25 protein-coding genes are annotated in these 23,380 nt (G+C 43.3%); 17 read left to right on the top strand and 8 right to left on the bottom strand.

Features of this window, described 5'->3' with window-relative positions:
• The first annotated feature begins 320 nt into the window (after window positions 1-320).
• Window positions 321-884, top strand: coding sequence for a phosphoribosyltransferase (locus EXT47_RS13430; RefSeq protein ID WP_010607696.1), 564 nt, complete (start codon window positions 321-323; stop codon window positions 882-884).
• 59 nt (window positions 885-943) lie between these two features.
• Here EXT47_RS13430 and EXT47_RS13425 read toward each other — a convergent pair whose 3' ends face one another.
• Window positions 944-1,600: a Crp/Fnr family transcriptional regulator gene (locus tag EXT47_RS13425; RefSeq protein ID WP_010607695.1), complete on the bottom strand. Its 657-nt coding sequence runs from the start codon at window positions 1,598-1,600 to the stop codon at window positions 944-946.
• 284 nt (window positions 1,601-1,884) lie between these two features.
• Between EXT47_RS13425 and EXT47_RS13420 the strand changes: the two genes are divergently transcribed.
• Window positions 1,885-2,103, top strand: a complete 219-nt coding sequence (locus tag EXT47_RS13420) for a YgjV family protein (RefSeq protein ID WP_010379202.1) — start codon at window positions 1,885-1,887, stop codon at window positions 2,101-2,103.
• Here EXT47_RS13420 and EXT47_RS13415 read toward each other — a convergent pair.
• Window positions 2,094-3,734, bottom strand: coding sequence for an amidohydrolase (locus EXT47_RS13415; RefSeq protein WP_130126806.1), 1,641 nt, complete (start codon window positions 3,732-3,734; stop codon window positions 2,094-2,096). The two genes, EXT47_RS13420 and EXT47_RS13415, sit on opposite strands and share 10 nt — an antisense overlap.
• Before the next feature lie 108 nt (window positions 3,735-3,842).
• Here EXT47_RS13415 and EXT47_RS13410 point away from each other — a divergent pair, with 108 nt between their 5' ends.
• Entirely contained in the window at window positions 3,843-4,343 is a 501-nt protein-coding gene (locus EXT47_RS13410; protein ID WP_010607693.1) for a DUF1543 domain-containing protein, read from the top strand.
• Window positions 4,344-4,360: 17 nt separating this feature from the next.
• On the opposite strand, the gene EXT47_RS13405 is transcribed toward EXT47_RS13410, so the two are convergent.
• The gene (locus EXT47_RS13405; RefSeq protein WP_010379194.1) at window positions 4,361-4,588 is read right to left on the bottom strand and encodes a hypothetical protein; all 228 of its coding nucleotides are present in this window, start codon (window positions 4,586-4,588) and stop codon (window positions 4,361-4,363) included.
• Window positions 4,589-4,950: 362 nt separating this feature from the next.
• On the opposite strand from EXT47_RS13405, the gene proB reads away from it, so the two are divergent.
• The 4 genes from proB to gltX all read left to right on the top strand — a co-directional run bounded on the left by proB (window position 4,951) and on the right by gltX (window position 9,153).
• Entirely contained in the window at window positions 4,951-6,090 is a 1,140-nt protein-coding gene (proB, locus tag EXT47_RS13400) for a glutamate 5-kinase (RefSeq protein ID WP_130126805.1), read from the top strand.
• 71 nt (window positions 6,091-6,161) lie between these two features.
• Window positions 6,162-7,130: a GGDEF domain-containing protein gene (locus EXT47_RS13395; RefSeq protein WP_130126804.1), complete on the top strand. Its 969-nt coding sequence runs from the start codon at window positions 6,162-6,164 to the stop codon at window positions 7,128-7,130.
• 86 nt (window positions 7,131-7,216) lie between these two features.
• The gene (locus EXT47_RS13390) at window positions 7,217-7,582 is read left to right on the top strand and encodes a glutaredoxin (RefSeq protein WP_165383815.1); all 366 of its coding nucleotides are present in this window, start codon (window positions 7,217-7,219) and stop codon (window positions 7,580-7,582) included.
• Window positions 7,583-7,665: 83 nt separating this feature from the next.
• Complete coding sequence (gltX, locus tag EXT47_RS13385) at window positions 7,666-9,153, top strand: glutamate--tRNA ligase (protein ID WP_130126802.1); 1,488 nt, start codon at window positions 7,666-7,668, stop codon at window positions 9,151-9,153.
• Between the two features lie 65 nt (window positions 9,154-9,218).
• Here gltX and EXT47_RS13380 read toward each other — a convergent pair whose 3' ends face one another.
• From EXT47_RS13380 to EXT47_RS13370, 3 genes are all read right to left on the bottom strand, one after another.
• Entirely contained in the window at window positions 9,219-9,656 is a 438-nt protein-coding gene (locus EXT47_RS13380) for a MarR family winged helix-turn-helix transcriptional regulator (protein ID WP_039494481.1), read from the bottom strand.
• Window positions 9,643-10,131, bottom strand: coding sequence for a glutathione peroxidase (locus tag EXT47_RS13375; RefSeq protein ID WP_130126801.1), 489 nt, complete (start codon window positions 10,129-10,131; stop codon window positions 9,643-9,645). The genes EXT47_RS13380 and EXT47_RS13375 overlap by 14 nt, the downstream gene beginning before the upstream one ends.
• 75 nt (window positions 10,132-10,206) lie before the next feature.
• A complete protein-coding gene (locus EXT47_RS13370) occupies window positions 10,207-11,064 on the bottom strand; it encodes a transporter substrate-binding domain-containing protein (RefSeq protein ID WP_039494484.1) in 858 nt (285 codons plus the stop codon).
• Window positions 11,065-11,237: 173 nt separating this feature from the next.
• Here EXT47_RS13370 and EXT47_RS13365 point away from each other — a divergent pair, with 173 nt between their 5' ends.
• The 9 genes from EXT47_RS13365 to EXT47_RS13325 all read left to right on the top strand — a co-directional run bounded on the left by EXT47_RS13365 (window position 11,238) and on the right by EXT47_RS13325 (window position 20,073).
• A complete protein-coding gene (locus tag EXT47_RS13365; RefSeq protein ID WP_039494486.1) occupies window positions 11,238-11,876 on the top strand; it encodes a cytochrome b/b6 domain-containing protein in 639 nt (212 codons plus the stop codon).
• Window positions 11,877-12,053: 177 nt separating this feature from the next.
• Window positions 12,054-12,752: a DUF3581 family protein gene (locus EXT47_RS13360; protein ID WP_069020928.1), complete on the top strand. Its 699-nt coding sequence runs from the start codon at window positions 12,054-12,056 to the stop codon at window positions 12,750-12,752.
• Window positions 12,753-12,882: 130 nt separating this feature from the next.
• Window positions 12,883-13,833: a sensor domain-containing diguanylate cyclase gene (locus tag EXT47_RS13355; protein WP_130126800.1), complete on the top strand. Its 951-nt coding sequence runs from the start codon at window positions 12,883-12,885 to the stop codon at window positions 13,831-13,833.
• A gap of 284 nt (window positions 13,834-14,117) precedes the next feature.
• Window positions 14,118-15,707 carry a peptide chain release factor 3 gene (gene prfC, locus EXT47_RS13350; protein ID WP_017216978.1) on the top strand — a complete coding sequence of 530 codons (1,590 nt, stop codon included), beginning with the start codon at window positions 14,118-14,120 and terminating at the stop codon, window positions 15,705-15,707.
• A 24-nt stretch (window positions 15,708-15,731) separates the two neighbouring features.
• Window positions 15,732-17,474: an arginine--tRNA ligase gene (gene argS / locus EXT47_RS13345; RefSeq protein WP_130126799.1), complete on the top strand. Its 1,743-nt coding sequence runs from the start codon at window positions 15,732-15,734 to the stop codon at window positions 17,472-17,474.
• A 68-nt stretch (window positions 17,475-17,542) separates the two neighbouring features.
• Window positions 17,543-18,184, top strand: coding sequence for a pyridoxamine 5'-phosphate oxidase (pdxH, locus tag EXT47_RS13340; protein ID WP_205991261.1), 642 nt, complete (start codon window positions 17,543-17,545; stop codon window positions 18,182-18,184).
• Window positions 18,150-18,953: a TatD family hydrolase gene (locus EXT47_RS13335; protein WP_130126798.1), complete on the top strand. Its 804-nt coding sequence runs from the start codon at window positions 18,150-18,152 to the stop codon at window positions 18,951-18,953. Before pdxH ends, EXT47_RS13335 begins: the two co-directional genes overlap by 35 nt.
• 245 nt (window positions 18,954-19,198) lie before the next feature.
• Window positions 19,199-19,516: a hypothetical protein gene (locus EXT47_RS13330; protein WP_039494494.1), complete on the top strand. Its 318-nt coding sequence runs from the start codon at window positions 19,199-19,201 to the stop codon at window positions 19,514-19,516.
• A 2-nt stretch (window positions 19,517-19,518) separates the two neighbouring features.
• Window positions 19,519-20,073 carry a hypothetical protein gene (locus EXT47_RS13325; RefSeq protein WP_039494495.1) on the top strand — a complete coding sequence of 185 codons (555 nt, stop codon included), beginning with the start codon at window positions 19,519-19,521 and terminating at the stop codon, window positions 20,071-20,073.
• A 314-nt stretch (window positions 20,074-20,387) separates the two neighbouring features.
• On the opposite strand, the gene EXT47_RS13320 is transcribed toward EXT47_RS13325, so the two are convergent.
• Both EXT47_RS13320 and EXT47_RS13315 read right to left on the bottom strand, forming a co-directional pair.
• On the bottom strand, window positions 20,388-21,116 hold the full coding sequence (locus EXT47_RS13320; RefSeq protein WP_052258267.1) for a thioesterase II family protein: 729 nt from the start codon (window positions 21,114-21,116) through the stop codon (window positions 20,388-20,390).
• Between the two features lie 86 nt (window positions 21,117-21,202).
• Window positions 21,203-21,844, bottom strand: a complete 642-nt coding sequence (locus tag EXT47_RS13315; RefSeq protein WP_039494499.1) for an AhpA/YtjB family protein — start codon at window positions 21,842-21,844, stop codon at window positions 21,203-21,205.
• A gap of 95 nt (window positions 21,845-21,939) precedes the next feature.
• On the opposite strand from EXT47_RS13315, the gene serB reads away from it, so the two are divergent.
• Window positions 21,940-22,953: a phosphoserine phosphatase SerB gene (serB, locus tag EXT47_RS13310; RefSeq protein WP_130126797.1), complete on the top strand. Its 1,014-nt coding sequence runs from the start codon at window positions 21,940-21,942 to the stop codon at window positions 22,951-22,953.
• Window positions 22,954-23,380 lie beyond the last annotated feature (427 nt).

Here is a 23,380-nt window from a genome sequence, read left to right as displayed (position 1 = left end):
TTATTTGGTAAAAGTGTTTTGCAATATCTTTATACCGTACTCTCCCGATAAGGGGGAGGAGTCCATACATCTCCCACCAATTAAATAATACTATGCGGTGTCTGTTCACCCGGCGATCTTTAACTTTAGGATATGGCGTCCCAAATCAAAAAATGAAAATAAAAAGACACTATTATTGCAGCATTTTATTGCGCTTTACGTTAAAATATTCGGTTATACCAATCACACAAGTGCCTATGGCTTGCAAACAATTGTAATTGGTATCAATTGGCAGCACTTGCTGCTTGTCACCATCACACGGGCTTCCTAACGGGGTATTTATGTCAGATAAGTGCTATATCACAGCGCAACAATTGCTAGAAGATTCATTTCGCTTAGCCGCTAAAGTTTATGAAGACGGGTTTAGACCTGACTTTATTATCGGTATTTGGCGTGGTGGTGCGCCTATTGGTATCGCAGTTCAAGAATACTACGATTACAAAGGTATAGAGACTGATCATATCGCAGTACGTACTTCTTCTTACTATGGCATTGGTAAGCAATCTAAAGAAATCAAAGTTCACGGTCTGCATTACATCGTTGAAAATGCAAACGCTGACGACTCATTGCTAATCGTTGATGACGTGTTTGATTCTGGCCGCAGTATTTTTGCGTTGAAAGAAAAGCTTGCAGAGCTAATGCGCTTGAACCTGCCTCGCGATATTCGTGTTGCTTGCCCATACTACAAGCCAGCAAACAAAAAAGTACCAATGACACCAGATTACTTTATTCATGAGTCTGATGAGTGGTTGGTATTCCCTCACGAGCTGTCAGGTTTAACACCGGAAGAATTAGTCGAAGGAAAGTCTGACTTAGCAAATATTAAACACCTATTTGCAAAATAAGTTAATCAGTACTCAAGGGCGAGCAAGTACTCGCCCTAGTTTATTCTAACCGCAAAAAATTAAGCTTGCGCGAAGCTATCAACAAAATCCTCAAGCGCGTCAACATCAACTGGCTTTAAGCCTTCACTACTGCGTACTATCAAGCCCTTTTCTACCAATTCACTGACCACCCGACGATATGCGCGCTCAGTGGTCGCAAATCTTTCGGCTTCAGCACTTACCGTTGAGTAGGCACGAAGTAATGTTGGATTCGAATTCTCGGCACGTAATAAGCAGTCTTTAGCAATGTTGTAGCTCAGCGGCAACAGCAACTTGTCTAAGTTTATCTTTTGGTTTTCAGTAAACTTAGCAGCGATGGTTTGCGCGGTATATAGGCTCAGCTCCGGCTGCTCAAGCAGTAATTTTCGCCAATATTTTAGCTCAATGAGGTGATAGGTTACATCGCTCAAGCAAGTCACGGTATAAATACAAGGCTGATGATTCAGCGCTTCGATTTCGCCAATTAGCGTGTTGTTACAGTCCAGTTGTCCGAGTAATAGACGACGACCGTTACCGACATCATAACTAAAAGACACAGTACCACTGGTCACCAATATGAGTTTACTCAATGGTTCATCTTGGTGGATCAAGACTTCTTTTTTGCTGTGCTGAAAACTATTACCAGCAAATGCGAGTAACTGTTCGACCAAATTGGTTGAAAAATGATATTGAAACATCTAGATGGCTCTTCGGACATATGTCCTATTTATTAAACTATAATGACGTTAGCATGAATTTTTCAGTTTTACGCTAACTCACACCGTTTAAGTAGTATCGGTTTTATCTCAGCGCTGTGGCGAAGAATTTAATAAACGATATTACCATTAAACCCCCACTTCCCGTGTTAGAGCTAATTTATTGGTGCTAATTTCTAGGGGCTTGTGGGTTAGCCTTTTTATTCTGCTCGATACGTAAATTCGAGCATAAACTATATGCTAACGCAACTTAGGGGAGAGGACAAATGAGTTGGGAATATTTAGGCTATTTAGCCTCTGCTTTTTTGGTCGTTTCTTTGATGATGAGCGATGTTGCTAAGTTGCGTTGGTTCAATTTAATGGGTTGTATTTGTTTTACTGCCTATGGCGCACTTATCCAAGCTTGGCCGGTGGCATTAACTAATGGTCTACTGGCACTAGTTAACACCTACCATTTGGTTAAATTACAAAAAGATCAACGCTGATATTTAAGTTCACCTGCAATCCACGTCTGCTCGACTTTAATATCATCAATTTTATCTTTGCTTACGGTAAAGTAATCTTGGTCGATTAAGATAAAATCGGCCCACTTTCCTTGTTCTAAACTTCCCAGTTTATATTCTTGAAATGCAGCATAAGCAGCATCAATAGTAAATGCTTGGAGTGCTTGTTCTCTGGTTAGCTTTTCTGTTGGGCGCCAGCCATCTTTGGGTAAATCTTGATGGTCTTGTCTGGTGATAGCGGCATGTAGACCATGGAAAGGGTTTGCAAGCTCCACTGGAAAGTCAGAACCCGCCGCGACTCTACTTCCTTGCTTTAAGAATGTTTGCCATGCGTAAGCGCCACTAAGCTGTTTGTCGTCTAGGCGCTTTTCGGCCATATGCATATCGGATGTGGCATGAACAGGCTGCATTGATGGAATAATATCTAACGTCTTAAAGCGGGGGATATCATCCGGATGGACAATTTGTGCGTGCTCAATGCGATTTCTGAGCAGTCTTCCACCTGCTTTTTTAAAAACGTGTTGATATGAGTCTAGCACGATGCGATTCGCTCTATCGCCAATGGCGTGCGTGTGCGCACTGTAGCCGCTGCGTATGGCTTGGGTGATCAATGCTTCAAGCGTCGCTTGGTTTTCGAGCATTAACCCTTTGTGACCTTTGCGGTCATGATAGTCGCGAATAAGTGCCGCACCTCGACTGCCAAGTGCACCATCAGCATAGATTTTTACACTACGAATAGAGAGTTGATCTCGTGTATCTTTGATCACTCCAGCGTCTAACATCTCTGCGAGTTTGGGGGAGCTTGCACTGAGCATAGCGTAGACGCGTAGCGGCATCGTGTGTTCCTTGGCGCGTGCTTGGTAAACCTGCCATGTGGTGTAGTCAATCCCGGCATCATGGGCTGAGGTAATGCCTAAACTCAGCAAGTGTTCTCCGGCTTTATTCAGCGCCTTGTTTACCTGTGCATCTGACTGAGCTGGGACATGAGTGCGAATAAGGTCTTCTGCCTTGTCGATAAAAATCCCGCTCGGCATACCGCTATTCAATGTAATGATTTCACCGCCGTCAGGTGTCTTTGTTGATTTCGAAATGTTGGCAAGCGCCATCGCTTTTGAGTTTACCCAAATAGCGTGACCATCTACTCGAGTGAGCATGACAGGCTTATCTTTTACGTACTTGTCGAGATCAGCTGCGGTTGGGAATTGTCCGCCGGGCCATAAGGTTTGATCCCAGCCTCGACCTATTATCCATTCACCTTCATGGGCTTTTGCGTAGTGGCTAAGCCGTTTTCCTACTTCTGCAATGGTTTTGCTACCGCGCACGTCGAGTGTGAGTAAATTATTGCCAAGGCCAATGATGTGACCGTGTGCATCAATTAAACCGGGCAATAGGGTTTTTCCCTCACCGTCAAACTTGGTTGCACTCGGGTATTGAGTACTGAGATCCTTTGCACTTGTTTTTACGACTTTACCGTCTTTAATGACCAAAGAAGAAAAGCGCTCAATTTGCTGTGATTTAGTGGGCGTATAGCCATTTACATTGTGAATTAAGGTTACTTGAGCTGTTGATGACAGGCTAAAGCTAGCCAAAAGCGCGAGGAATGTTTTTTTCATTATATTGTCCTTCACTGAGAGTGTTTATTCAGAATAATCATCTAACTCAATAAAGCCAAGTCTTTGAGTTGAGAGTATACTTGGGTTTTAAAGGAGTGGAGTGTCAAAGTGAAGTTGTTTGTTGTATACCTAGGTGGTCGTATTCAAGGTTGCCATATTGAAATGCATGATGTGCGCTTTGTCGCGGCGAATACAATTGAAGAAGCTTATCCCAAATTAAAGCAGCAATGGGTTGGTGATAAAAACTCGGTGCATATGGATAGCTACACAATCATTGAACATGCTGATGGTTATGCTATTGAACTTACCGAAGAGCGTGTTGAGCAAGCTGAGCATTTGTATTTTGTGAACCTGGGAGGATATAAGCCAGATAGTTTAGCTGAGGCGCATGACTTTGGGCTATTCGTTGCAACGAATGCCGATGAAGCAAAAGAGAAGGCAAAAGCGTTTTTGCTTAACGGTTTTAGCCATATTCATAAAGACGATTTACATGATGTAGATGACTGTTTTGCCATCGATTTATTTGATCAAAACTTAAATATCAAGCTCACCCACAGTGGCCAATCAACACCGCTTACCCCTTTGTGGTTTGGTTATCATCCTCTATAACCAATGTGAGGGATACTTTAGCCCTCACCCTCATTGTTTTCATCGTTATCTGCTTTTATGGCTATTTTAATAGCGACAATCACGACGGCAAACATTAAAAACGGCAGTGCAGCTAGAGAGTACTCGACAATGTGGCTGTCTTTGTAGCTAGGTTGCAAAATAAAATGGCCACCCACACACATTAAGATCACTACAAACAGTAAAGGTAGCATCATAATCTCTTTGTTCTTTTTGTGTTTTTTCATTCTGAACTCAGCTAATTATTCTTTCATTGAATGGTGAACACTCTCTCACACGCGGTGCAAAAAAGCCTTGATCGAAATCAGTGCGGCGGATTATACCAATTCACTCTGAGTTAGAAATAAAATTCATGAGTTTATACCAATTGTATTAATTAAATGAGCTATTTGAAGCGGAGAAATAGCTTTAGTAGCGAGGCAAAAATTTTGCTATTTAGTTGTTCTAAATGAGAAATTTTTAACGACGCTAATATGGTATTTCACCCTTCAAATTGGTTGGAGAGTTAATGCAATTGGTATTATTACTTGGGAGGGGGGAAGGTCCGTGGTATAACGAAGCTCTATCGCTGTAAAAACCAACAAATACTATGACCAAAAACAATAAACAAACCATTGTTATCAAGCTCGGCACAAGTGTCTTAACTGCAGGCAGCCAGACCTTAAACAAGCCCAGGCTTGTTGAGCTGGTAAGGCAGTGTGTAACGTTGCGTCAAGCTGGCCATCAGGTCATTGTGGTCTCCAGCGGTGCAGTGGCTGCAGGGCGCGGCGTGTTACAGCAACAAATTGGTCATTCACTCGCTGAAAAACAGATGTTAGCTGCGATTGGGCAAGGTCAATTAATCCATTTATGGCAGTCATTGTTTAGTATTTACGACGTCACTGTGGCGCAAATGCTACTGACACGAGCCGATCTTGAGCACCGCGAACGTTATCTAACGGCACGGGATATGCTCACTAAGCTTCTAGAGCATCATGTCGTGCCTATCATCAACGAAAACGATGCAGTGGCAACGTCTGAAATAAAAGTTGGCGATAACGATAACCTCTCAGCCTACGTCGCAATTTTAGCAAATGCCGATAAATTGGTATTACTCACCGATCAGCATGGTCTTTTTACCGCAGATCCCAGAGCCAATCCTGATGCGCAGTTGATAGAGCAAGTAACACATATAAACGACGAACTTAGAGCACTAGCTGGTGGCAGTGGCACACAACTTGGCACGGGTGGTATGGCGACTAAGTTGCAAGCCGCCGACATTGCACAACGAGCAGGCGTTGATGTCGTGATTGCAAAAGGTAGTGAATACGACATTTTACCGCAAGTACTTACGCAAACCGCACCAAGCACGACGTTTTTGAAGTTTGTCGCTCCGGTTGGAGGGCGCAAGCGCTGGTTGCTGTCTGGCCCTAAATCAACTGGTAAAATAATTTGTGATAATGGCGCAATCAATGCGGTATGTAATCAAGGAGCAAGTTTACTAGCAAAAGGCATCGTGTCGATTGAAGGGCAATTTAAACGTGGTGAGCTGGTTCAAGTGTTTTGCCAACAAGGCACGCTACAGGCACAAGGTTTAACTAGCTTAAGTAATCAAGAACTTGGTTTGGTAATTGGCCGTCATAGTAGTGAATTTGCGCAGTGTCTTGGCTTTGAAAGCGCTGAGGAAATCATCCACCGTGATAATTTGGTACTCTTAAATCAACATAGCCAACAAGAAGTATTAAATTAGCCTATAAATTACTGTAAATTCAGAGAGCTGTTCTACACTTATCAAGAGTCAATTTTATTGAGAGACCTTGAATGTCGATTAGCTATTCACCCTGTGGTCACGAACTTACTTTAGAGCTCTTGGCGCAAAAGAGTGAGCTGGTGCTAATGCAGGCCCTTGAGCGGGTTATCTCTGATGTTTGTGGGGAAAGCTATGCATTTTATTTCAGTAAAAGCTTATCGGAAAAAGAAGTCCCAAAGTCCATATTTGTGAGCCATCGCGACTTTTGTGTTGTGGTGGGGCCAGTAGATGCCGTGGTAGATAAATTACAGCAGCGTCAAGATGACAAACATCTCATTCAATACCATGGCGATAGTGTTATCCCGTTTTATCATCAAGCTCAGCTCGTTGGTTTTTTATATATAGAAGGCCAAGTAAATCTCACCACTGCGACTTTAATGAAGCACTTACTCACTGTTTTTGCGCATCAAATGGCAACATTGCACTTTGCTCGTATCGATCCGCTTTCCGAGCTACTTAATCGCCAAACGTTTGATGAAAAAGTCATGGAAATAACCAATGGGGACGGGTTTACGGTATGTCGTGATGACAGTGAAGACCGCAAGTGGTATTTAGCGATGGTAGATATCGATCACTTTAAACAGGTAAATGACAATTTTGGCCATGTGATTGGCGATGAAGTGATCCTGCTGGTGGCACAAAAGATCAAAGCTAACTTTAGAGCAGAAGACTATGTGTTTCGCTACGGCGGTGAAGAGTTTGCGGTGCTATTTCAAAGTCACAATGACGATTCTGCTGTAGTGGCACTTGAGCGCTTGAGAAATGCAATTGCCTCTAGCCGATTTCCGCAAGTAGAGCATGTTTCTGTGAGCCTTGGTTTTACCGAAGTGGTTGATACACTACAAGTTTCTGAGCAAGTTCACAAAGCTGACCTCGCGCTTTATCACTCAAAAGAAAATGGCAGAAACCAAGTCACAAACTACCTCGCTTTAGGGTTAGCTGAATCACAATACGCATGTGCAGAAATAGAGTTGTTTTAAGCTCCGCTTATATATAGCGCTTAAAGATTATGCTAAACTCCCCAACCTATTTTTTAGCGAATTTAGCAAAAGGTTTGGGAAACGTTATGCAATTTGTAAGATGGTTTTTAGGACGTCTGATTTTACTTTTTGATTTTATTTTTACCCCACGCAGTAAAAATCGTGCCGCAGAACAACAGCAAAAGCTAGATGCTATGACGGCAAATTTAAAGTTATACCAATTTAAGGCATGTCCATTTTGCGTAAAAGTGCGCCGCGCTGCCAAGCGTGAAGGGCTAAAGCTTGAAACCCGTGATGCCAAAAATGATGAGCAATATCGCCAAGAGCTGCTAGAGCAGGGCGGTAAGGTGAAGGTGCCATGCTTGCGAATCGAAGAGCAAGGCGAAGTTACTTGGTTATACGAATCCAATGACATTGTTGCTTATCTAGAAAAGCTGGAAAAAGCAGCTTAATTCACGCGCCTTACTATGCGCTAATCAGGCGCTATGCTAGCATAGCGCCATTAATCGACTAATCCATTTTTAAGAGAATTTTGATGACTATCCGTACTCGTGTCGCACCCTCTCCAACAGGTGATCCGCATTTAGGAACGGCTTATATTGCCTTATTCAACTATTGTTTTGCTAAGCAGCAAGGTGGTGAGTTTGTATTACGAATTGAAGATACCGATCAGGTACGTAGTACAGTTGAATCTGAGCAAGCTATCATGGACAGCCTACGTTGGTTAGGGCTTGACTGGGATCATGGTCCGGATGTGGGTGGCGAGTTTGGTCCATATCGTCAATCAGAGCGTTCTGACTTATACAAAAAGTTTGCACAGCAGCTTGTAGATGATGGTAAAGCGTTTTACTGCTTTGCGACGGCTGAAGAGCTAGACCAAATGCGTGAAGAACAGATGGCAGAAGGCTTACGTCCTAAATACGACGGTCGTGGCTTACGTTTATCTGAAGAACAAGTGAAGGCAAACCTTGAAGCAGGCAAGCCTTACGTTATTCGTATGAAAATCCCAGAAGAAGGCACGTTTAAGTTTAACGATTACCTTCGTGGTGAAATTGAGATCCCATGGGAAAGCGTAGACATGCAAGTGTTGTTGAAAGCTGACGGCTTCCCAACTTACTTTCTTGCAAACGTAGTAGATGATCATCACATGGAAATTAGCCATATCTTCCGTGGTGAAGAGTGGATCAACTCTGCGCCTAAACTACTAAAACTGTACGAAGACTTCGGCTGGGAAGCACCTGTGCTTGGTCACTTACCGCTACTTCGTAACCCTGATAAGTCTAAGCTGTCAAAGCGTAAAAACCCAACTTCAATTAACTACTACAAAGAAATGGGTTTCTTACCAGAAGCACTACTTAACTATTTAGGTCGTATGGGTTGGTCAATGCCGGATGAGCGTGAAAAGTTCACTTTGGCTGAGATGATTGAACACTTTGATATGAAGCGCGTATCGCTTGGTGGACCTATCTTTGATATTGACAAGCTTAACTGGTTAAACGGTCTGTGGATCCGCGAAAACCTAACCGATGCAGAACTTATCCAACGCTTTGTCGACTGGAAGTTTAACGGTGATATGTTGGCTCGCGTACTTCCTGAAGCCAAGGCACGTATCAACACGCTATCTGATTTGGTGGGGCTAGCCGGTCACTTTGTGGCGGGCTTACCTGAATACGATCCAGCGTTATTAACGGCTGGTAAAGCGGACGAAGAAGTGGTTCGTCAGGCACTGCAATTCTTTATTTGGGAATTGGAAAAGCTGCGTACGTGGAACAAGTCTGAGATCTTCTCTATCGCAAAGGCTGTGGCGACACACCATGAGTTAAAGATCAAAGAGTTCTTAGAGCCTATCTTCGTTGCTATTACTGGCAAAACCTCATCGACTTCAGTAGTAGATGCGATGGAAGTGTTAGGGTCTGACCTTTCTCGTGCGCGTTTAAGAGTGGCACTAGAGCATATTGGTGTATCTAAAAAGCAAGCTAAAAAGCTTGAAAAAGCATACCGTGAGTACCCGTCTATTGCATAATAGCGAGACCGTATTGCAAAAGCCGCTGATGTAGCGGCTTTTTTATTGTCTGAAATGTATCGTGTTTACCGCTGTCCTTGTGCCATCAACACATCAAGAGACTGCTTTAATAGTTGAATTTGCTCCATACTTAAGCCTGCTTTTGCCATCATTTGTGCTGGGATACAAGCGCATGATTGCTCGAGGGTTTTACCTGCTTGAGTTAAGTGAATGAAGGTTTGTCGTTCATCATCAGGATTTTTGCTACGGGTAACTAGGCCACGCTCTGCTAAGCGCTTAAGGAGCGGTGTTAGGGTGTTGCTATTGAGTTCAGCTCGCTCGCCTATTTCTTTCACCAGCTGTCCGTCTTGCTCCCATAAAATCAATAACACTATGTATTGCGGATACGTGAGCCCAACCTCTTTGAGTAACGGCTGATAGAGTCGTGTAACCTGCCTTGATGCACTATATAGCCGAAAGCAGATCTGGTTATCGAGATTGAGCTGCGGATTAGATTGACTCATTTAATAACTTTTCAATATCTTTGGCTATTTGTTCAGGTTTGGTGATTGGGGCATAGCGCTTAACGGGTTCACCCTGCTGATTAAACAAAAACTTAGTAAAGTTCCATTTGATTTTATTACCAAATAGCCCCGGAAGCGCAGACTTTAGGTATTGATACAGTGGGTGTGCTTTATCGCCATTAACCTCAATCTTTTCCATCATCTGAAAATCAACACCATAATTGATTAAGCAGCCTTCTTGAATTTTTTTTGCATCGCCGGGTTCTTGCTTACCAAACTGGTTACAGGGAAAGCCGATGATCACAAGTCCCTGATCCGCGTATTTTTGGTGTAGCTCTTGGAGCCCTTCATATTGTGGTGTTAATCCACACTCACTGGCCGTGTTAACAATAAGCACAGCTTTGCCTTGTAAGTCGGTAAAGTGATATGCCTGACCTTGTAACGTGTTTGCTTCAAACTGATAGAGTGTCGTCATTTTTAGTCTTTCATGATTTAATCGTGTGCGATTTAATTTAGACTAAGTATGACTCTTGTGCAACCGCAGTTGAAATTATTTTGCAGGAGTATGTTGATATTTGACGCTTAGCATCGCAAGCCGCCTGGTGATCAATGCGTGATCTTGCTTGGGGAGATATTTTAAGTGTGTGGTTAAATAGGTACTAGTGGAATACAGCGCACGGATCATCTGGTTGGCCTTTTCGATAAATGCTTGTGTTTCTTGGGTATGGCTACAAGCAATATGGCCTTCGAGATGAGGGAGGTTATTCGCTATTGGTAAGGAACCCACTAGGTGTGCCTTGTCCTTTGGAAAGCTCTGCTGAAAAATAGCGGGGTAGGCTAATATAAAGTCGACTTTACCTGCACTAAACTGCTCCATAATAGTTTGTGCTGAGGTTTTATACGGTCTAATGGCAACATTTTTGGGCTCAAGTAGCGCTAATGCGGAGTCAATGGTATTGCCATAAGATTTGCCAACCTCTTTGATGATGGTGGCTTGTGGATAGTAAGCCATTAAACTTGCCAGCGACTTCAGTTTACCGGTGGCATTCACAAGGCTGGCATCCATCGGGGTGTGTTGTTTGAAGTAGTATAATCTATGGCTTGGATATAGGTGGATGGGGATGGTAAACAAAAAGGCTTGCTGGCGGCTTGGGGTTTTTAGGCGAGACACCGCGCACACGGGCTCTTCACTTGCTAGTAATTGATTAAGTTTGGTTGGGGTGACAATGTTAAAATCAAAGTAATCTCGGCCAAACTGGTTTAAAAGCAAGTTGTTGGTATCTGACTCTAAACTATGGGCTTGTTTGCTAAAAAGCCTTTGCTCATCGGCTGGTTCATTCGAGATCAGCAGTATTTTTGCGTTGCAGCACGCACCAAACAACAGCAGCATTAGCAGTAAATATTTCATTATTGCTCCAACCCAGTAAAGCAAACACCAGTTTACTATAGAACATTGTGCTTAATTAGCATTCAAAATGCGCTGCCAAATCAAGATAAGCGGTTATTTAACCTTAACTCTTTGTGCTGAGTTTTATAACCTGTCATCATTGCAATGATTTTTACCTATGGGGCAAATAAACGATGACCAAAGTGTGGGATGGATTTATCCGCGGGTTTCACTGGCTGCTCGTAGCAGGACTAGTAACCTTATATATTACCGGTGAAGAGGGCATGATGGATCTTCATTTTGTTACTGGCTATTTATTGTTAGCACTGATGGCAGCGCGATTAATTTGGGGTGTCATTGGTAGTCAAACCGCTAAATTAAGTGCGTTATTTCATTCACCTAAAGCAATTTTATCGGCCATTAAATCAAAACAAAGCCATGTAGGACATAATCCTGCGGGAAGTTTGATGGTGCTGCTATTTTTTGTACTGATCATTGTCCAGCTCGTTTCTGGCTTGATGACAACAGATGATATTTTGGTGGAAGGCCCACTCGCACAATATGTATCTTACGACTTAGTTGAATTAGCAGGTGATATACATCACACCAATATTGAGCTGTTAATTGCCGCCATTGCACTGCATATATTTGCTATTGTGGTGTATCGCCTTAAAGGTCAAAACCTAGTAAAGACGTTAGTAACTGGCAAGCAAGAAAATGCAGTCAGCACGCCTGTCATGAAATCGGGTGTTGTTGCATACCTTATCTTTATTGCAATTTCTGCTGTGTTACTCTTTACTTGGGGCGCTGAGCCATTACAAGGGTTAATGTAACTCAACTCTGAACGTAAGTTAGCGAGGTTACTGTTTTCAATAACCTCGCTAACCTTTAGCATCAAGTCCGGCCAATGTAATATTTGTTAACAGATTATCGTAACAGATATGACCTCTATTTCAGAAAATTCTGGTAACATGGCGCAGTTTTATCTTAGAGGTTAGAGAAAAGTAGCGATGTTAGAGCCGTATTATCAACAACAAGCAAATGAGATCACCATTACCAGAGAGCAGGGGAGTTTATTTGCAAAAGGAGTCGCGGACGACTACAACCCACTGCACGACATCGATGCAAAGAAGTTTTGTGTACCGGGTGATCTACTTTTCTCCTTAGTGTTAAAGCACTACGGCTTAAGCGAGAATATGGAGTTTAGCTTTGTGGGCATGGTTGATGAAACAACAACGCTCACATTGCCAGAAGGTGCTGCACAATTTGATATTACCGCAAATGATAAAGTGATGCTGTCCGTGTCGCGCGCTGGCGAAACCAGCACGTGCCCAACGCTCATCAATAGTTTGACGAGAAATTACGTAGAATTTTCAGGCACTACCTTTCCTCATGTGATCATCCCATTGATGGGTGAGCAAGAGGTAATGATAAACCCAGCAAGGCCAATGGTGATATACGAATCTATGTCTATCCATATGGATGATATATCGGTAACGGAAGTAACATTGGAAGCGGCTAAGCCAGAGTTTAGCTATGAAGGCAAACGTGGCAAGATCAACCTGCGTTTTAACTTGCTGTCGAATGGCTCTAAAGTCGGTTATGGTGAAAAGCACATGTTAGTTTCTGGGATCCGCGAGTATTGTCAGCAAACCGTTGATGATTTGATTGCCTATTACAACGATAGAAAAGTAGCATTAAAGCCGTAACCTCCCAATACACGCTGACACACCAGTCAGCGTGTTGCCCACACTGTTCCTTTTAAACAATAATTCATCCACTCTTCAGCTGTCCGCTATACTGTTTAGATAAAATGTAATTGAATTAAATGGTATTACTGTGCCGTATGCAGACTTGCTCAAACCAGAAGCCTCACAACAAACATTATTAAAGTGGCAAAAAACAGTCGATTTGATGGCGAAGATTTTTTCGGCGCCTGCTGCGTTTGTGGTGCAAAAGAAAGAAGATGGCTTTGCAGTGATGATTGCAAGCGACCAAGAAGAAAACCCGTATCCTGCTGGTGGTTTTATACCGCAAGAAACCAATATCTTTTGTAAGCATGTTGTCGCTAATAATCGCAATCTATATGAGCAGCACGCCAGTGTAAATTATCAGTGGGACGATAACCCTGAGGTTGCCAATGATGGCTTTGAGTCTTATTTGGGGGTACCTATCCATTGGCCCAATGGAAAGTCGTTTGGCACTTTGTGTGTGATGGACTTTAAACCCACGAATTACGGCGCTCCGTTGGTTGAATTTATAGAGCATTTACGCGATATGCTAGAAGACGATTTGGTGATGATTGAGCGCTATAGCAAAATCAAAGCGATAGCGATGCAAGATCCGTTGACTGAAGTACTAAATCGTCGTGCGACCGAAATACTCGGTGAACATAAGCGTGATATTGCCTTAAAACTGGGTGGTGCGCTTTACTGTGTCTTTCTTGATTTAGATGGTTTTAAACCAATAAATGACAGCTATGGTCATGAAGTTGGTGATCTGGTGTTACAAAGTTTGGCTGAAGCCTTGAAGGCCGCAAGCAGCGAAGATGATATTATCGGGCGCTATGGTGGTGATGAGTTTCTGGCTATTGTGCAGCGAGATAATGAAAAAGCCGTCAACGACTTTATTTTTCAAAGTGAGGCTAATTTCTATCAAGCGTTAAAACAGAAAAAGCTCCCCAAGTGTGGATTTTCAGCGGGATTTGCCAAGTGTGAAAATAAGTTTGAAAGCATGGCTAGTTTATTTTCTCGGGCAGATAAACACATGTATCAGCAAAAACTGAGCTGAATGCTAGATGTGATCTAAAGCATATAGGCGACGCAGTTCCTGACAAGGCATGCCTTTTGTGAACAATGGCGATTTTACGTAAAAAGCTGGACTAATAAACTAGCCATCACAGCCCACCTTTCATCAACTACCACAATGGCTAAATAACATCTGCTATTTAGCTGCGAAAATTACCGTCATCAAGTTGTTAAAATGGCCAAGATCGGAGAGAATATAGCAATCTTTGTTCGAATTTAGCGTGGCCGAGTTTTGGTTCGGTTGCCAATGCCATAAGTAGAATTTCAATGTCAAATATGAGTATTCCGCAGGAAGTGTCGCGCAGACGTACTTTCGCGATCATTTCACACCCGGATGCGGGTAAAACCACCATCACCGAAAAAGTACTTTTATTCGGAAAGGCGTTACAAAAAGCCGGTACGGTTAAAGGCCGTGGCTCGAACCAACACGCCAAATCTGACTGGATGGAAATGGAAAAAGAACGTGGTATCTCGGTTACCACTTCTGTGATGCAGTTTCCATACAATGATGCCTTGGTTAACCTACTAGATACTCCGGGACACGAAGACTTCTCTGAAGATACTTATCGTACGCTCACCGCTGTTGACTCGTGCTTGATGGTAATCGATGCGGCAAAAGGTGTAGAAGACCGTACCCGCAAACTGATGGAAGTAACGCGCTTACGTGACACGCCAATCGTTACCTTTATGAACAAATTGGACCGTGATATTCGTGACCCAATGGAGCTACTTGATGAGGTAGAAACCGAACTGAACATCATGTGTGCGCCGGTTACTTGGCCAATTGGCTGTGGTAAAGAATTTAAAGGTGTTTATCACATTCATCGTGATGAAACGATTTTGTACCAAACTGGTCAAGGTCATACGATCCAAGACAAACGCGTGATCAAAGGGCTAGATAACAGCGAACTTGACGCCGCTGTGGGTGAAAGCTTGGCTGAACAACTTCGTGAAGAGCTTGAATTAGTAATGGGTGCCTCGCACGAGTTTGACCGTGAATTATTTCTAACTGGCGAATTAACCCCTGTATTCTTTGGTACGGCACTTGGTAACTTCGGTGTTGACCACATGCTTGACGGGTTAACTGAGTGGGCACCAACGCCACTGCCGCGTCAAACTGATGAGCGTGAAGTAAAAGCCGACGAAGAAAAGTTCTCTGGTTTCGTGTTTAAAATTCAAGCAAATATGGATCCAAAACACCGCGACCGTATCGCCTTTATGCGTATTGTATCTGGTAAATATAGCCAAGGCATGAAGATGAACCACGTGCGTCTTGGTAAACAAGTCAGTATTGCGGATGCGGTAACCTTTATGGCGGGTGACCGTGAGCGTGCTCAAGAGGCCTTCGCGGGTGATATTATTGGTCTACATAACCACGGTACTATTCAAATCGGTGATACCTTCACACAAGGTGAAACGCTTAAATTTAGTGGTATTCCAAACTTTGCGCCTGAGCTATTCCGTCGCATTCGCCTGAGAGATCCACTTAAGCAAAAGCAGCTCCTTAAAGGGTTGGTACAGCTTTCTGAAGAAGGTGCGGTACAGGTATTTAGACCACTTATCAATAACGACCTGATTGTAGGTGCGGTTGGGGTGCTGCAGTTTGATGTGGTTGTGGCACGCTTAAAGTCTGAATACAACGTAGATGCGATTTACGAGAGTGTAACGGTTCAAACTGCGCGCTGGGTAAGCTGTGATGACGATAAGAAAATGGCTGAGTTCCGCCGCAAGTGCGAGCAAAACTTGGCGTTGGATGGTGGTGATAACCTAACTTACATCGCACCAAGTCGCGTAAACCTGAATCTATCTATGGAGCGTTACCCTGACGTGAAGTTCCATGAAACTCGTGAACACTAATCGCTGCGCATTAAAGGAAAACAGATGAACATCAAAAGTATTTTAATTGAAAAAGCCAATGCAGCGATGCAAGCGGCTGGTATCCCTGAAGGTACAAACCCAGCGGTAACACAAAGCACGCGTCCTCAGTTTGGTGATTACCAAATTAACGGTGCGATGGGTGCTGCTAAAGCACTAAAAACTAACCCAAGAGAGCTGGCGCAGAAGATCATCGACAACCTAGACGTTGCTGATCTTGCAGAAAAAACGGAAATCGCAGGCCCAGGTTTTATTAATATTCACCTCAAACCTGAGTTTTTAGCCACAAGCCTAGAGGCGGCAAATACGGATGCCAAGCTAGGTGTTGCTGAACATGCTACGCCTGACAAAGTTGTGGTCGATTTTTCTTCGCCAAACCTTGCTAAAGAGATGCACGTAGGTCACCTGCGCTCAACTATTATTGGTGATGCCGTTGTGCGTGCCCTTGAGTTCCGTGGTGATACTGTTATTCGCCAAAACCACATGGGCGACTGGGGTACCCAGTTTGGTATGTTGATAGCACACCTAGAAGATTTGCTAAATCAAGGTGTTGACCTTGAAAACGTCGCACTTGCGGATCTTGAAAGCTTTTATCGCGATGCCAAAAAGCGTTTTGATGACGAAGCCGGTTTTGCCGATAAAGCCCGTGATTACGTCGTAAAACTACAAGGTGGTGATGCGCATTGTCAGAAGCTATGGCAAATGTTTATCGACACCTCAGTTAAACATTCTGAAGAAGTATACGGCAAGCTAAACGTGACGCTTACGCGTGATGATATCATGGCAGAAAGTGCTTACAACGACCGTCTTACTGGCGTAATTGAGCTGCTAAAAGAGCAAGGCATTGCGGTTGAAGATCAGGGCGCTCAAGTTGTATTCCTTGACGAATTGGCAAATAAAGACGGCGAACCTTCCGTATTTATCGTGCAAAAATCAGGTGGTGGTTTCTTATATTCGACGACTGATTTAGCTGCCTGTGATTACCGTTCAAATGAGCTAGATGTTGATCGTATCCTAATTTTTGTTGATGCGCGTCAGGGTTTACACTTCAACCAAGTTGAGATCACAGCACGTAAAGCGGGTCTTTTAAAAGACAAAACCAGCTACGAGCCAAGCCTGTTTGGTACTATGATGGGTAACGATGGCAAACCGTTTAAAACTCGTACTGGCGGCACGGTGAAGCTATCAGACTTACTTGACGAAGCAGTGAGCCGTGCGACAGAAAAGCTCGCTGACAGAGCCTCTGACCTATCTGATGAAGCTCGCCAAGAAATCGCACGTAAAGTGGGTATTGGTGCGGTGAAGTACGCCGATCTGTCAAAGCACAGAACCAGCGATTATATCTTTAACTGGGATACGATGCTGAGCTTTGAAGGAGCGACAGCGCCATATTTGCAGTACGCCTATACTCGTGTTCGTAGTATTTTCCGTAAGGCAAACATGGATAGCGCCAGCCTAACTGGTCGCATTCAGATTCAAGCACCACAGGAAAAGGCACTTGCGCTTAAACTGCTGCAACTGGAAGAAGTGCTTGATCTGATGATCAGCGAAGCAACGCCACACGTATTATGTAGTTATTTATATGAGCTTGCGAGCTTGTATATGACATTCTATGAAGCATGCCCAATTTTGAAAGATGATGTAGCTGCAGACGTCCGTGAAAGTCGTCTAGTGCTATGTAATCTAGTTGCTAACTCACTGAAAACTGGCCTAGATTTGCTTGGTATCGAAGTGATGGAGCAAATGTGAGTTAGTTTTAACTTGCATTAAGGTATACTAGAAGCCGCTTTATAGCGGCTTTTTTTGTTAAGGATATTGTGATGAAACTTGAAGACATTCGCAGAGAATATACCAAAGACGGTTTACGTCGTGAGATGCTAAAAGACACACCTGTTGAGCAGTTTGAAACCTGGCTACAGCAGGCGATTGATGCCAAGTTTACCGACCCAACGGCGATGGTCGTCGCTACGGTTGACGAGCACGGTCAGCCGTCTCAACGCATTGTTTTACTCAAGCATGTAGACGAGCACGGTTTTGTCTTCTTTACCAATACCGGTTCACGCAAAGCGCAAGAATTAAAGCAAAACAACAAGGTATGCTTACACTTCCCGTGGCATGAAATTGAGCGTCAGGTTATCGTGTACGGTGAAGCTGTTCCGTTACCAACCAGTCGCGTTGCCAAGTATTTCTTATCAAGACCAAAAGAAAGTCAGCTTGCAGCGTGGGCGTCTCAGCAATCGCGCCCCGTGTCATCTCGCCAAGCCTTGATGCAAACCTTTAGTAGCATGAAAGACAAATTCGCTAAAGGCGAAATCCCACTACCTGATTTTTGGGGCGGTTATTGCGTAGAGCCCACTAAAGTTGAGTTTTGGCAAGGTGGAGAGCACCGTCTTCACGATCGCTTTATGTATGTGAAGCAAGCCGATGGTAGTTGGGAAATTGAGCGGCTTAACCCATAAATTCGCCTTTATAGATAGTCACTGTCACCTCGATTTTGACGAGTTGGCAGATGACCTAGCTACGCATATCAAAGCAGCCCACAGCAATGGTGTTGAACGCTTCGTGGTGCCTGGCGTTACCCTTAAGCAGTCTCAACAGCTTGTTGAGTTTCAAGCACATCATCCACAATGTGAAATCGCCGCGGGGTTACACCCTTATTTTATTGGCGAACATTGCGACGACGATATGGCTGCGTTGGTCGAGCATGTAATACACAACCGCACCCAACTGTGTGCGATAGGAGAGTGCGGCATCGATACAACCTGCGACGCGCTTGAGCGCCAAATTGCACTGTTTGAAGCGCATATCGCACTGAGTAATGAGGTAAAGCTTCCGCTAATCGTCCATCACCGTAAAAGTCATCACCTAATTGCCGCCGTGTTTAAACGTGTTAAACCACAATATGGTGGGGTGATCCACGCCTTTTCAGGTTCAAAACAGCAGGCTGAATATTATATCGGTCAGGGTTTTAAGCTAGGAGTAGGTGGCACAATTACCTATCCAAGAGGCGAAAAAACAGCGCAGGTAATATCACAGTTGCCGCTTGAAAGCCTAGTATTGGAAACCGATGCGCCGTCAATGCCGTTACATGGTTATCAGGGGAAGCCGAACTCTCCTAAGCGAGTCGTCCAAGTATTTGACAGACTTTGCGAATATCGAAGCGAAACACCAAGCGAGCTTGCCGCAGCGCTTTATCGAAATACCACGCAGTTGTTTGGCTTGGGGTAAATTGATGATGTCGAGATAAATCTCGACCTACGAGTCAATATCACAAATGGGATATAAAACCATACTTACCAACAATAAATAACCCGTGTAGGAACCGGTTCACCCGGCGATCTTTTGGTATTTATTAAAGCTTCTATACATCTCATAGCTTGGAGGAATGATTTATGCGTTAGTTGGTTATTCACCTTTTATTAATGTTTAAGAGCTTAATTTAAAACCTTCAACATTTCTCAAGGAATAGAAAAATGAATGATGAAACGAAAGTAAAAAATGCCATTAATGCATTTTATAAAGGTGCAGGTTTAAATTTATCTTTCAAAGGCAGCGTAAACGAAAATGTGGCACAGGTTTTTGGAGAGATGATCCAAGCAACTAAAAGTTGTACGACAGCTCTAAATTGGGTTCCTGAGCCGACGGGAGGCAAGGCAACTATCAAATGGATAGTAAAGAACTTTGCACAAAGCATTGTAAAGCAACTTAGTTCAGAACAATCTCTTACCTGTGCGAAAGAAGTTGTCAGAAATTACAGAACGAAAATGGAATTAGCTGCATTAGGGATTTAGTTATGTTTAGAATAATTTTACTTGCCGCGTTAATGTTCACCTCGAACTTAGTAATTGCGTCACAAAAAGTGAACCCTTTTCCAAGCTTATCTTGTAGTAATAAGTTACATATCAGAGTTGTTGATCTCGTTTATTGTGTAGATAGCACGACACTATCAAAAATTAACTTTTTAGGACTAAGTAACCAAACTGTGGTCGTAACTAGCCAAGATCAAAATGAGTTGGCAATTGCGTTAAACCCACCGGAAATCTCACTTGGTGATATGCATAAAAAGTTGAATATGAGCGTCAACGAATTTTTTCATGCCCTGTATCATTCAGATCCTAAAGTAAAAAACATAGCAAAGCTTCGCTCGGCTTTTGACATAGACGAAAACAATCCGATGAATGTGTACCAAAACGGCGATATTTTTGCTTTTGTCGTTATAGGAGAAAATCAAGACTACGATAGGGTCTACATTAATAGAAAGGGAAGCGATGTTATCTATCAGATCAGTGGTGAGTTTAACCAATCTCAGTTAAATCGTATTCTCTCCTCGCTTATTTTGGATTTGTAGCATAGCTGTTCGTCTTATAAAGTAGGAGCCAGTTCACCCGGCGATCTTTACGCAGTTACTGCTATATAAAATCATACTTACCAGCAGTAGAAAAGCAGGTGTAGGAGCCGGTTCACCCGGCGATCTTGATGCTTTTACCACGATATAAAATCATACTTACCAGCGATAAATAACCCATGTAGGAGCTGGTTCACCCGGCGATCTTTACACTTTTATCACGATAAAAAACCATACTTACCAGCAATAGAAAAGCAGGTGTAGGAGCCGGTTCACCCGGCGATCTTTATGCTTTTCCGGCATAACACCAAAACTACTTAAGCCAATTGTTGATTAATAATGGAGATCATCTCATCAGCGTATTGGTGAATAAAAAAGTGCCCACCAGAAAATTCGGTAAGCTGGTATGGCTGTGTCGTTAGCTCTTGCCACGCAATAACATGTTCATTCAAGATCTCATCATCAACGCCATGGAAAACATGGATGGGGATGGGTAATGCACACTGTTCTGCTACATAGGTATCTGCTATTTTAAAATCAGCTCGGAGCAACGGGAGTAATAGCTCCATAAGCTCTTTATTTTCAAGAACTTCTTTTGGCGTACCATTTAAGTCACGAAGCTCAGCAATAAATTCATCGTGTGGTAAGCCATGTAAATGAGACTTAGTTGATATGCAGTGTGGCGCTCGACTTGCTGAAGCAAATATTTTTTGCGGAGTTGGTAAGCCTACGTCCAGTAATTGAAAAGCAAGCTCATATGAAATGCGACTACCTAAACTGTGCCCAAAAAAAGCAAAAGGTTTACTCGTAATGTAGTCACTATGGCACATAAGCTCTGCAATAACATCTGGCATATTATCAATTGCAGGCTCAATAAGTCTTGCACCTCTTCCTGGTAGCTGAACAAAAACAAGTTCAACATATTCACTTGCTTTATCGCTCCACGGTGTAAAGATAGCTGGTGAACCGCCAGCATAAGGGAAGCAAAATAGCCGCACCTTAGCGTTTGGGTTCGGTTTTGGGATTATAAAAAGTTTATTAGTCATGTCCTTTATCATTTATCGTTCTTATATAAACTAACAATTATATTATCAAAATATTTACAATAGAGACAGTGGGAACTTGGTTTCATCTAATGAGTGATATTTTCAGGGGCTGGTAGCATCTTTACTTTCTTGCGAATTTTGCGTTTTACTTCCCAGCGTTTTAATGCTCGACCTATTTGCCATGTGAATACCATCGTAATCACCAGCATCAGTAAAACGACTCGTCCAAGTTCGTGGAAATGAGAGTGGCTTTGTGACATAGCAGCTTCTGTCAAATAGACCATATTGACGAACCCAAGAGGTTGTCCCATCGGCGTATATACTGGTTCAGAAATAATGCTTTTGGTTTTACTGAGCCCAGGTAAGGTTTGAGGTAGCTGCTGATAATCTGTGGGTGAGGAATTACCGTCGTTACCAACAATAAAGCGTCCTTGATAATCATAAATCGCGACTTGAAGCACAAAGTCATCGCTAGCGAGGTGATTTGCCAGTGCGCTGAGCCTTGGTGTATCACTGCGAGAGAGGGGCAATGCTACATTTTTTGCGAGCTGCTTGGTGAGACTTCTTGCGGTAAGGTCTGCGCCATTATGGAGCAAGCGATGAGATTCAAAACTGGTATTAAACGCAAGCCAAGTCACCATAACTAAGCACGTCGCAGCGATGCACAGGCGAAATAATCTACGCCCTCTGGTCGAGTTTAACACTTCTAATACATGTAAATTTTTCATATTTATCGCATATTGCCCGCTTTTGCTAAGGTCCAGTGCTGACAGCTTAGCGCAATCATGTTAAAAATCGGCTTAACGCTATCAAGGAGCAACTTATGTCGTCAATCATTCAATTCGCTAATCGTGAACTAAACACACCAATTCAGGAACATATGGCGCTGGATCATTGGTATAGTTGCCAAGGTAACACAAGCCTCACACAAGTAAATCAATTACCTGAGATGACGACCCAATCAATATGCTTTTTTGGCCCAAATATACAATTGCAACACCTTGTGGAAGTCACAAAATTTCTTCAAACATTTGTTATCGAGCAAGCTTATTTTACGGCATATCAACCTCATGAACAGCTTCCTGTTGCACTGGGTATGCGTTTTAACGCATCGCAAATGCCGAGTAAGGCTGAGGTGAGGCATTTTGCCAAAAGCATTAATGTGCAAGGTGCGGTGATAACACAAGCACCTACTTTAGCAGAGCCTGGGTTACTTGTAATGGATATGGACTCCACCGCAATTCAAATTGAATGTATTGACGAAATTGCTCGATTGGCCGACCGATATGATGAAGTGGCTTCTGTCACCGCACAGGCAATGGCGGGGGCACTCTCTTTTTCTGAAAGTCTACACCGCCGCGTTGCGTCACTCTCTGGCGTACCGTTATCACAAATTCAATCATTAAAAGAAAACTTACCGCTAATGCCCGGTATAGAGCTGTTATGTCAGGCGCTAAAGCAGCATCACTGGCATCTTGCCATCGCCTCGGGTGGCTTTACATGGTTTGCAGAATCATTGATTGAGCCACTCCAACTAGACGCTGTATTTGCCAACACCCTAGAGGTGGAAAACGCGCAGCTTACCGGCAAAGTGCTAGGTGATATCGTAGATGCCGACAAAAAGGCAGAAGTGCTAGGTCAACTTGCAACCCAGTATGCTATCCCAATGACTCAAACCGTTGCCATTGGTGATGGCGCAAATGACTTAGTGATGATGGCAAAAGCCCAGCTAGGTGTGGCAATCCATGGTAAGCCAAAAGTGGTAGAAAATGCCGGCGCGGCTATTTGTGAAGGATCTTTGCTACAACTGTTAAATTTGCTAGGTGTGCCGAAATAATATGTGCTATGAGACGTACCATGGAGGGTGATTTCTCCAATCACTCGAGACTATGAATTAAGTCAGCTCGTCTTCCTGACGGATTTCGACGCCCATCCATGGGCTTCTTTGATGCCTAATGACAGGGCACTCTCTCACCCCCCAAAAAACTTAACTTCTCGGCGGGTGAACCGTCTCCTACAACACTATTTGCACTGTGAATTAGGAAGCATTCTGCGATGATAGCTTTTGCAATGCTTTAAAGCAGTTTAATCGCAAAAACCTTAGAAGATCTCACAAGCAACTTATTCCCCCTCCATCACACCCGAAAAGCATAAGTCGATATGCAATGTGCCGACAGGATGTCGGCCAAGTCTTGTCTGGCACAGGGACGTGCCTTACAAGACGGTTGCACTATGTCGGCTTAGGGTTTGAGGATTAAGTGTGA

The sequence above is a fragment of the Pseudoalteromonas sp. CO342X genome (genome assembly GCF_004208915.1).
Taxonomy (GTDB): Bacteria; Pseudomonadota; Gammaproteobacteria; order Enterobacterales; family Alteromonadaceae; genus Pseudoalteromonas; species Pseudoalteromonas maricaloris.
Note: the sequence above shows the minus strand (reverse complement) of the source record. Positions and strands in the feature narration are given on the sequence as shown.

What these genes read in the sequence shown, in the direction of transcription:
- EXT47_RS13430 (WP_010607696.1), top strand. Translation starts at nt 321, where the DNA reads ATGTCAGATAAGTGCTATATCACAGCGCAACAATTGCTAGAAGATTCA.
- EXT47_RS13425 (WP_010607695.1), bottom strand. Translation starts at nt 1,600, where the DNA reads ATGTTTCAATATCATTTTTCAACCAATTTGGTCGAACAGTTACTCGCA.
- EXT47_RS13420 (WP_010379202.1), top strand. Translation starts at nt 1,885, where the DNA reads ATGAGTTGGGAATATTTAGGCTATTTAGCCTCTGCTTTTTTGGTCGTT.
- EXT47_RS13415 (WP_130126806.1), bottom strand. Translation starts at nt 3,734, where the DNA reads ATGAAAAAAACATTCCTCGCGCTTTTGGCTAGCTTTAGCCTGTCATCA.
- EXT47_RS13405 (WP_010379194.1), bottom strand. Translation starts at nt 4,588, where the DNA reads ATGAAAAAACACAAAAAGAACAAAGAGATTATGATGCTACCTTTACTG.
- proB (WP_130126805.1), top strand. Translation starts at nt 4,951, where the DNA reads ATGACCAAAAACAATAAACAAACCATTGTTATCAAGCTCGGCACAAGT.
- EXT47_RS13395 (WP_130126804.1), top strand. Translation starts at nt 6,162, where the DNA reads ATGTCGATTAGCTATTCACCCTGTGGTCACGAACTTACTTTAGAGCTC.
- EXT47_RS13390 (WP_165383815.1), top strand. Translation starts at nt 7,217, where the DNA reads ATGCAATTTGTAAGATGGTTTTTAGGACGTCTGATTTTACTTTTTGAT.
- gltX (WP_130126802.1), top strand. Translation starts at nt 7,666, where the DNA reads ATGACTATCCGTACTCGTGTCGCACCCTCTCCAACAGGTGATCCGCAT.
- EXT47_RS13380 (WP_039494481.1), bottom strand. Translation starts at nt 9,656, where the DNA reads ATGAGTCAATCTAATCCGCAGCTCAATCTCGATAACCAGATCTGCTTT.
- EXT47_RS13375 (WP_130126801.1), bottom strand. Translation starts at nt 10,131, where the DNA reads ATGACGACACTCTATCAGTTTGAAGCAAACACGTTACAAGGTCAGGCA.
- EXT47_RS13370 (WP_039494484.1), bottom strand. Translation starts at nt 11,064, where the DNA reads ATGAAATATTTACTGCTAATGCTGCTGTTGTTTGGTGCGTGCTGCAAC.
- EXT47_RS13365 (WP_039494486.1), top strand. Translation starts at nt 11,238, where the DNA reads ATGACCAAAGTGTGGGATGGATTTATCCGCGGGTTTCACTGGCTGCTC.
- EXT47_RS13360 (WP_069020928.1), top strand. Translation starts at nt 12,054, where the DNA reads ATGTTAGAGCCGTATTATCAACAACAAGCAAATGAGATCACCATTACC.
- prfC (WP_017216978.1), top strand. Translation starts at nt 14,118, where the DNA reads ATGTCAAATATGAGTATTCCGCAGGAAGTGTCGCGCAGACGTACTTTC.
- argS (WP_130126799.1), top strand. Translation starts at nt 15,732, where the DNA reads ATGAACATCAAAAGTATTTTAATTGAAAAAGCCAATGCAGCGATGCAA.
- EXT47_RS13335 (WP_130126798.1), top strand. Translation starts at nt 18,150, where the DNA reads ATGGTAGTTGGGAAATTGAGCGGCTTAACCCATAAATTCGCCTTTATA.
- EXT47_RS13330 (WP_039494494.1), top strand. Translation starts at nt 19,199, where the DNA reads ATGAATGATGAAACGAAAGTAAAAAATGCCATTAATGCATTTTATAAA.
- EXT47_RS13325 (WP_039494495.1), top strand. Translation starts at nt 19,519, where the DNA reads ATGTTTAGAATAATTTTACTTGCCGCGTTAATGTTCACCTCGAACTTA.
- EXT47_RS13320 (WP_052258267.1), bottom strand. Translation starts at nt 21,116, where the DNA reads ATGACTAATAAACTTTTTATAATCCCAAAACCGAACCCAAACGCTAAG.
- EXT47_RS13315 (WP_039494499.1), bottom strand. Translation starts at nt 21,844, where the DNA reads ATGAAAAATTTACATGTATTAGAAGTGTTAAACTCGACCAGAGGGCGT.
- serB (WP_130126797.1), top strand. Translation starts at nt 21,940, where the DNA reads ATGTCGTCAATCATTCAATTCGCTAATCGTGAACTAAACACACCAATT.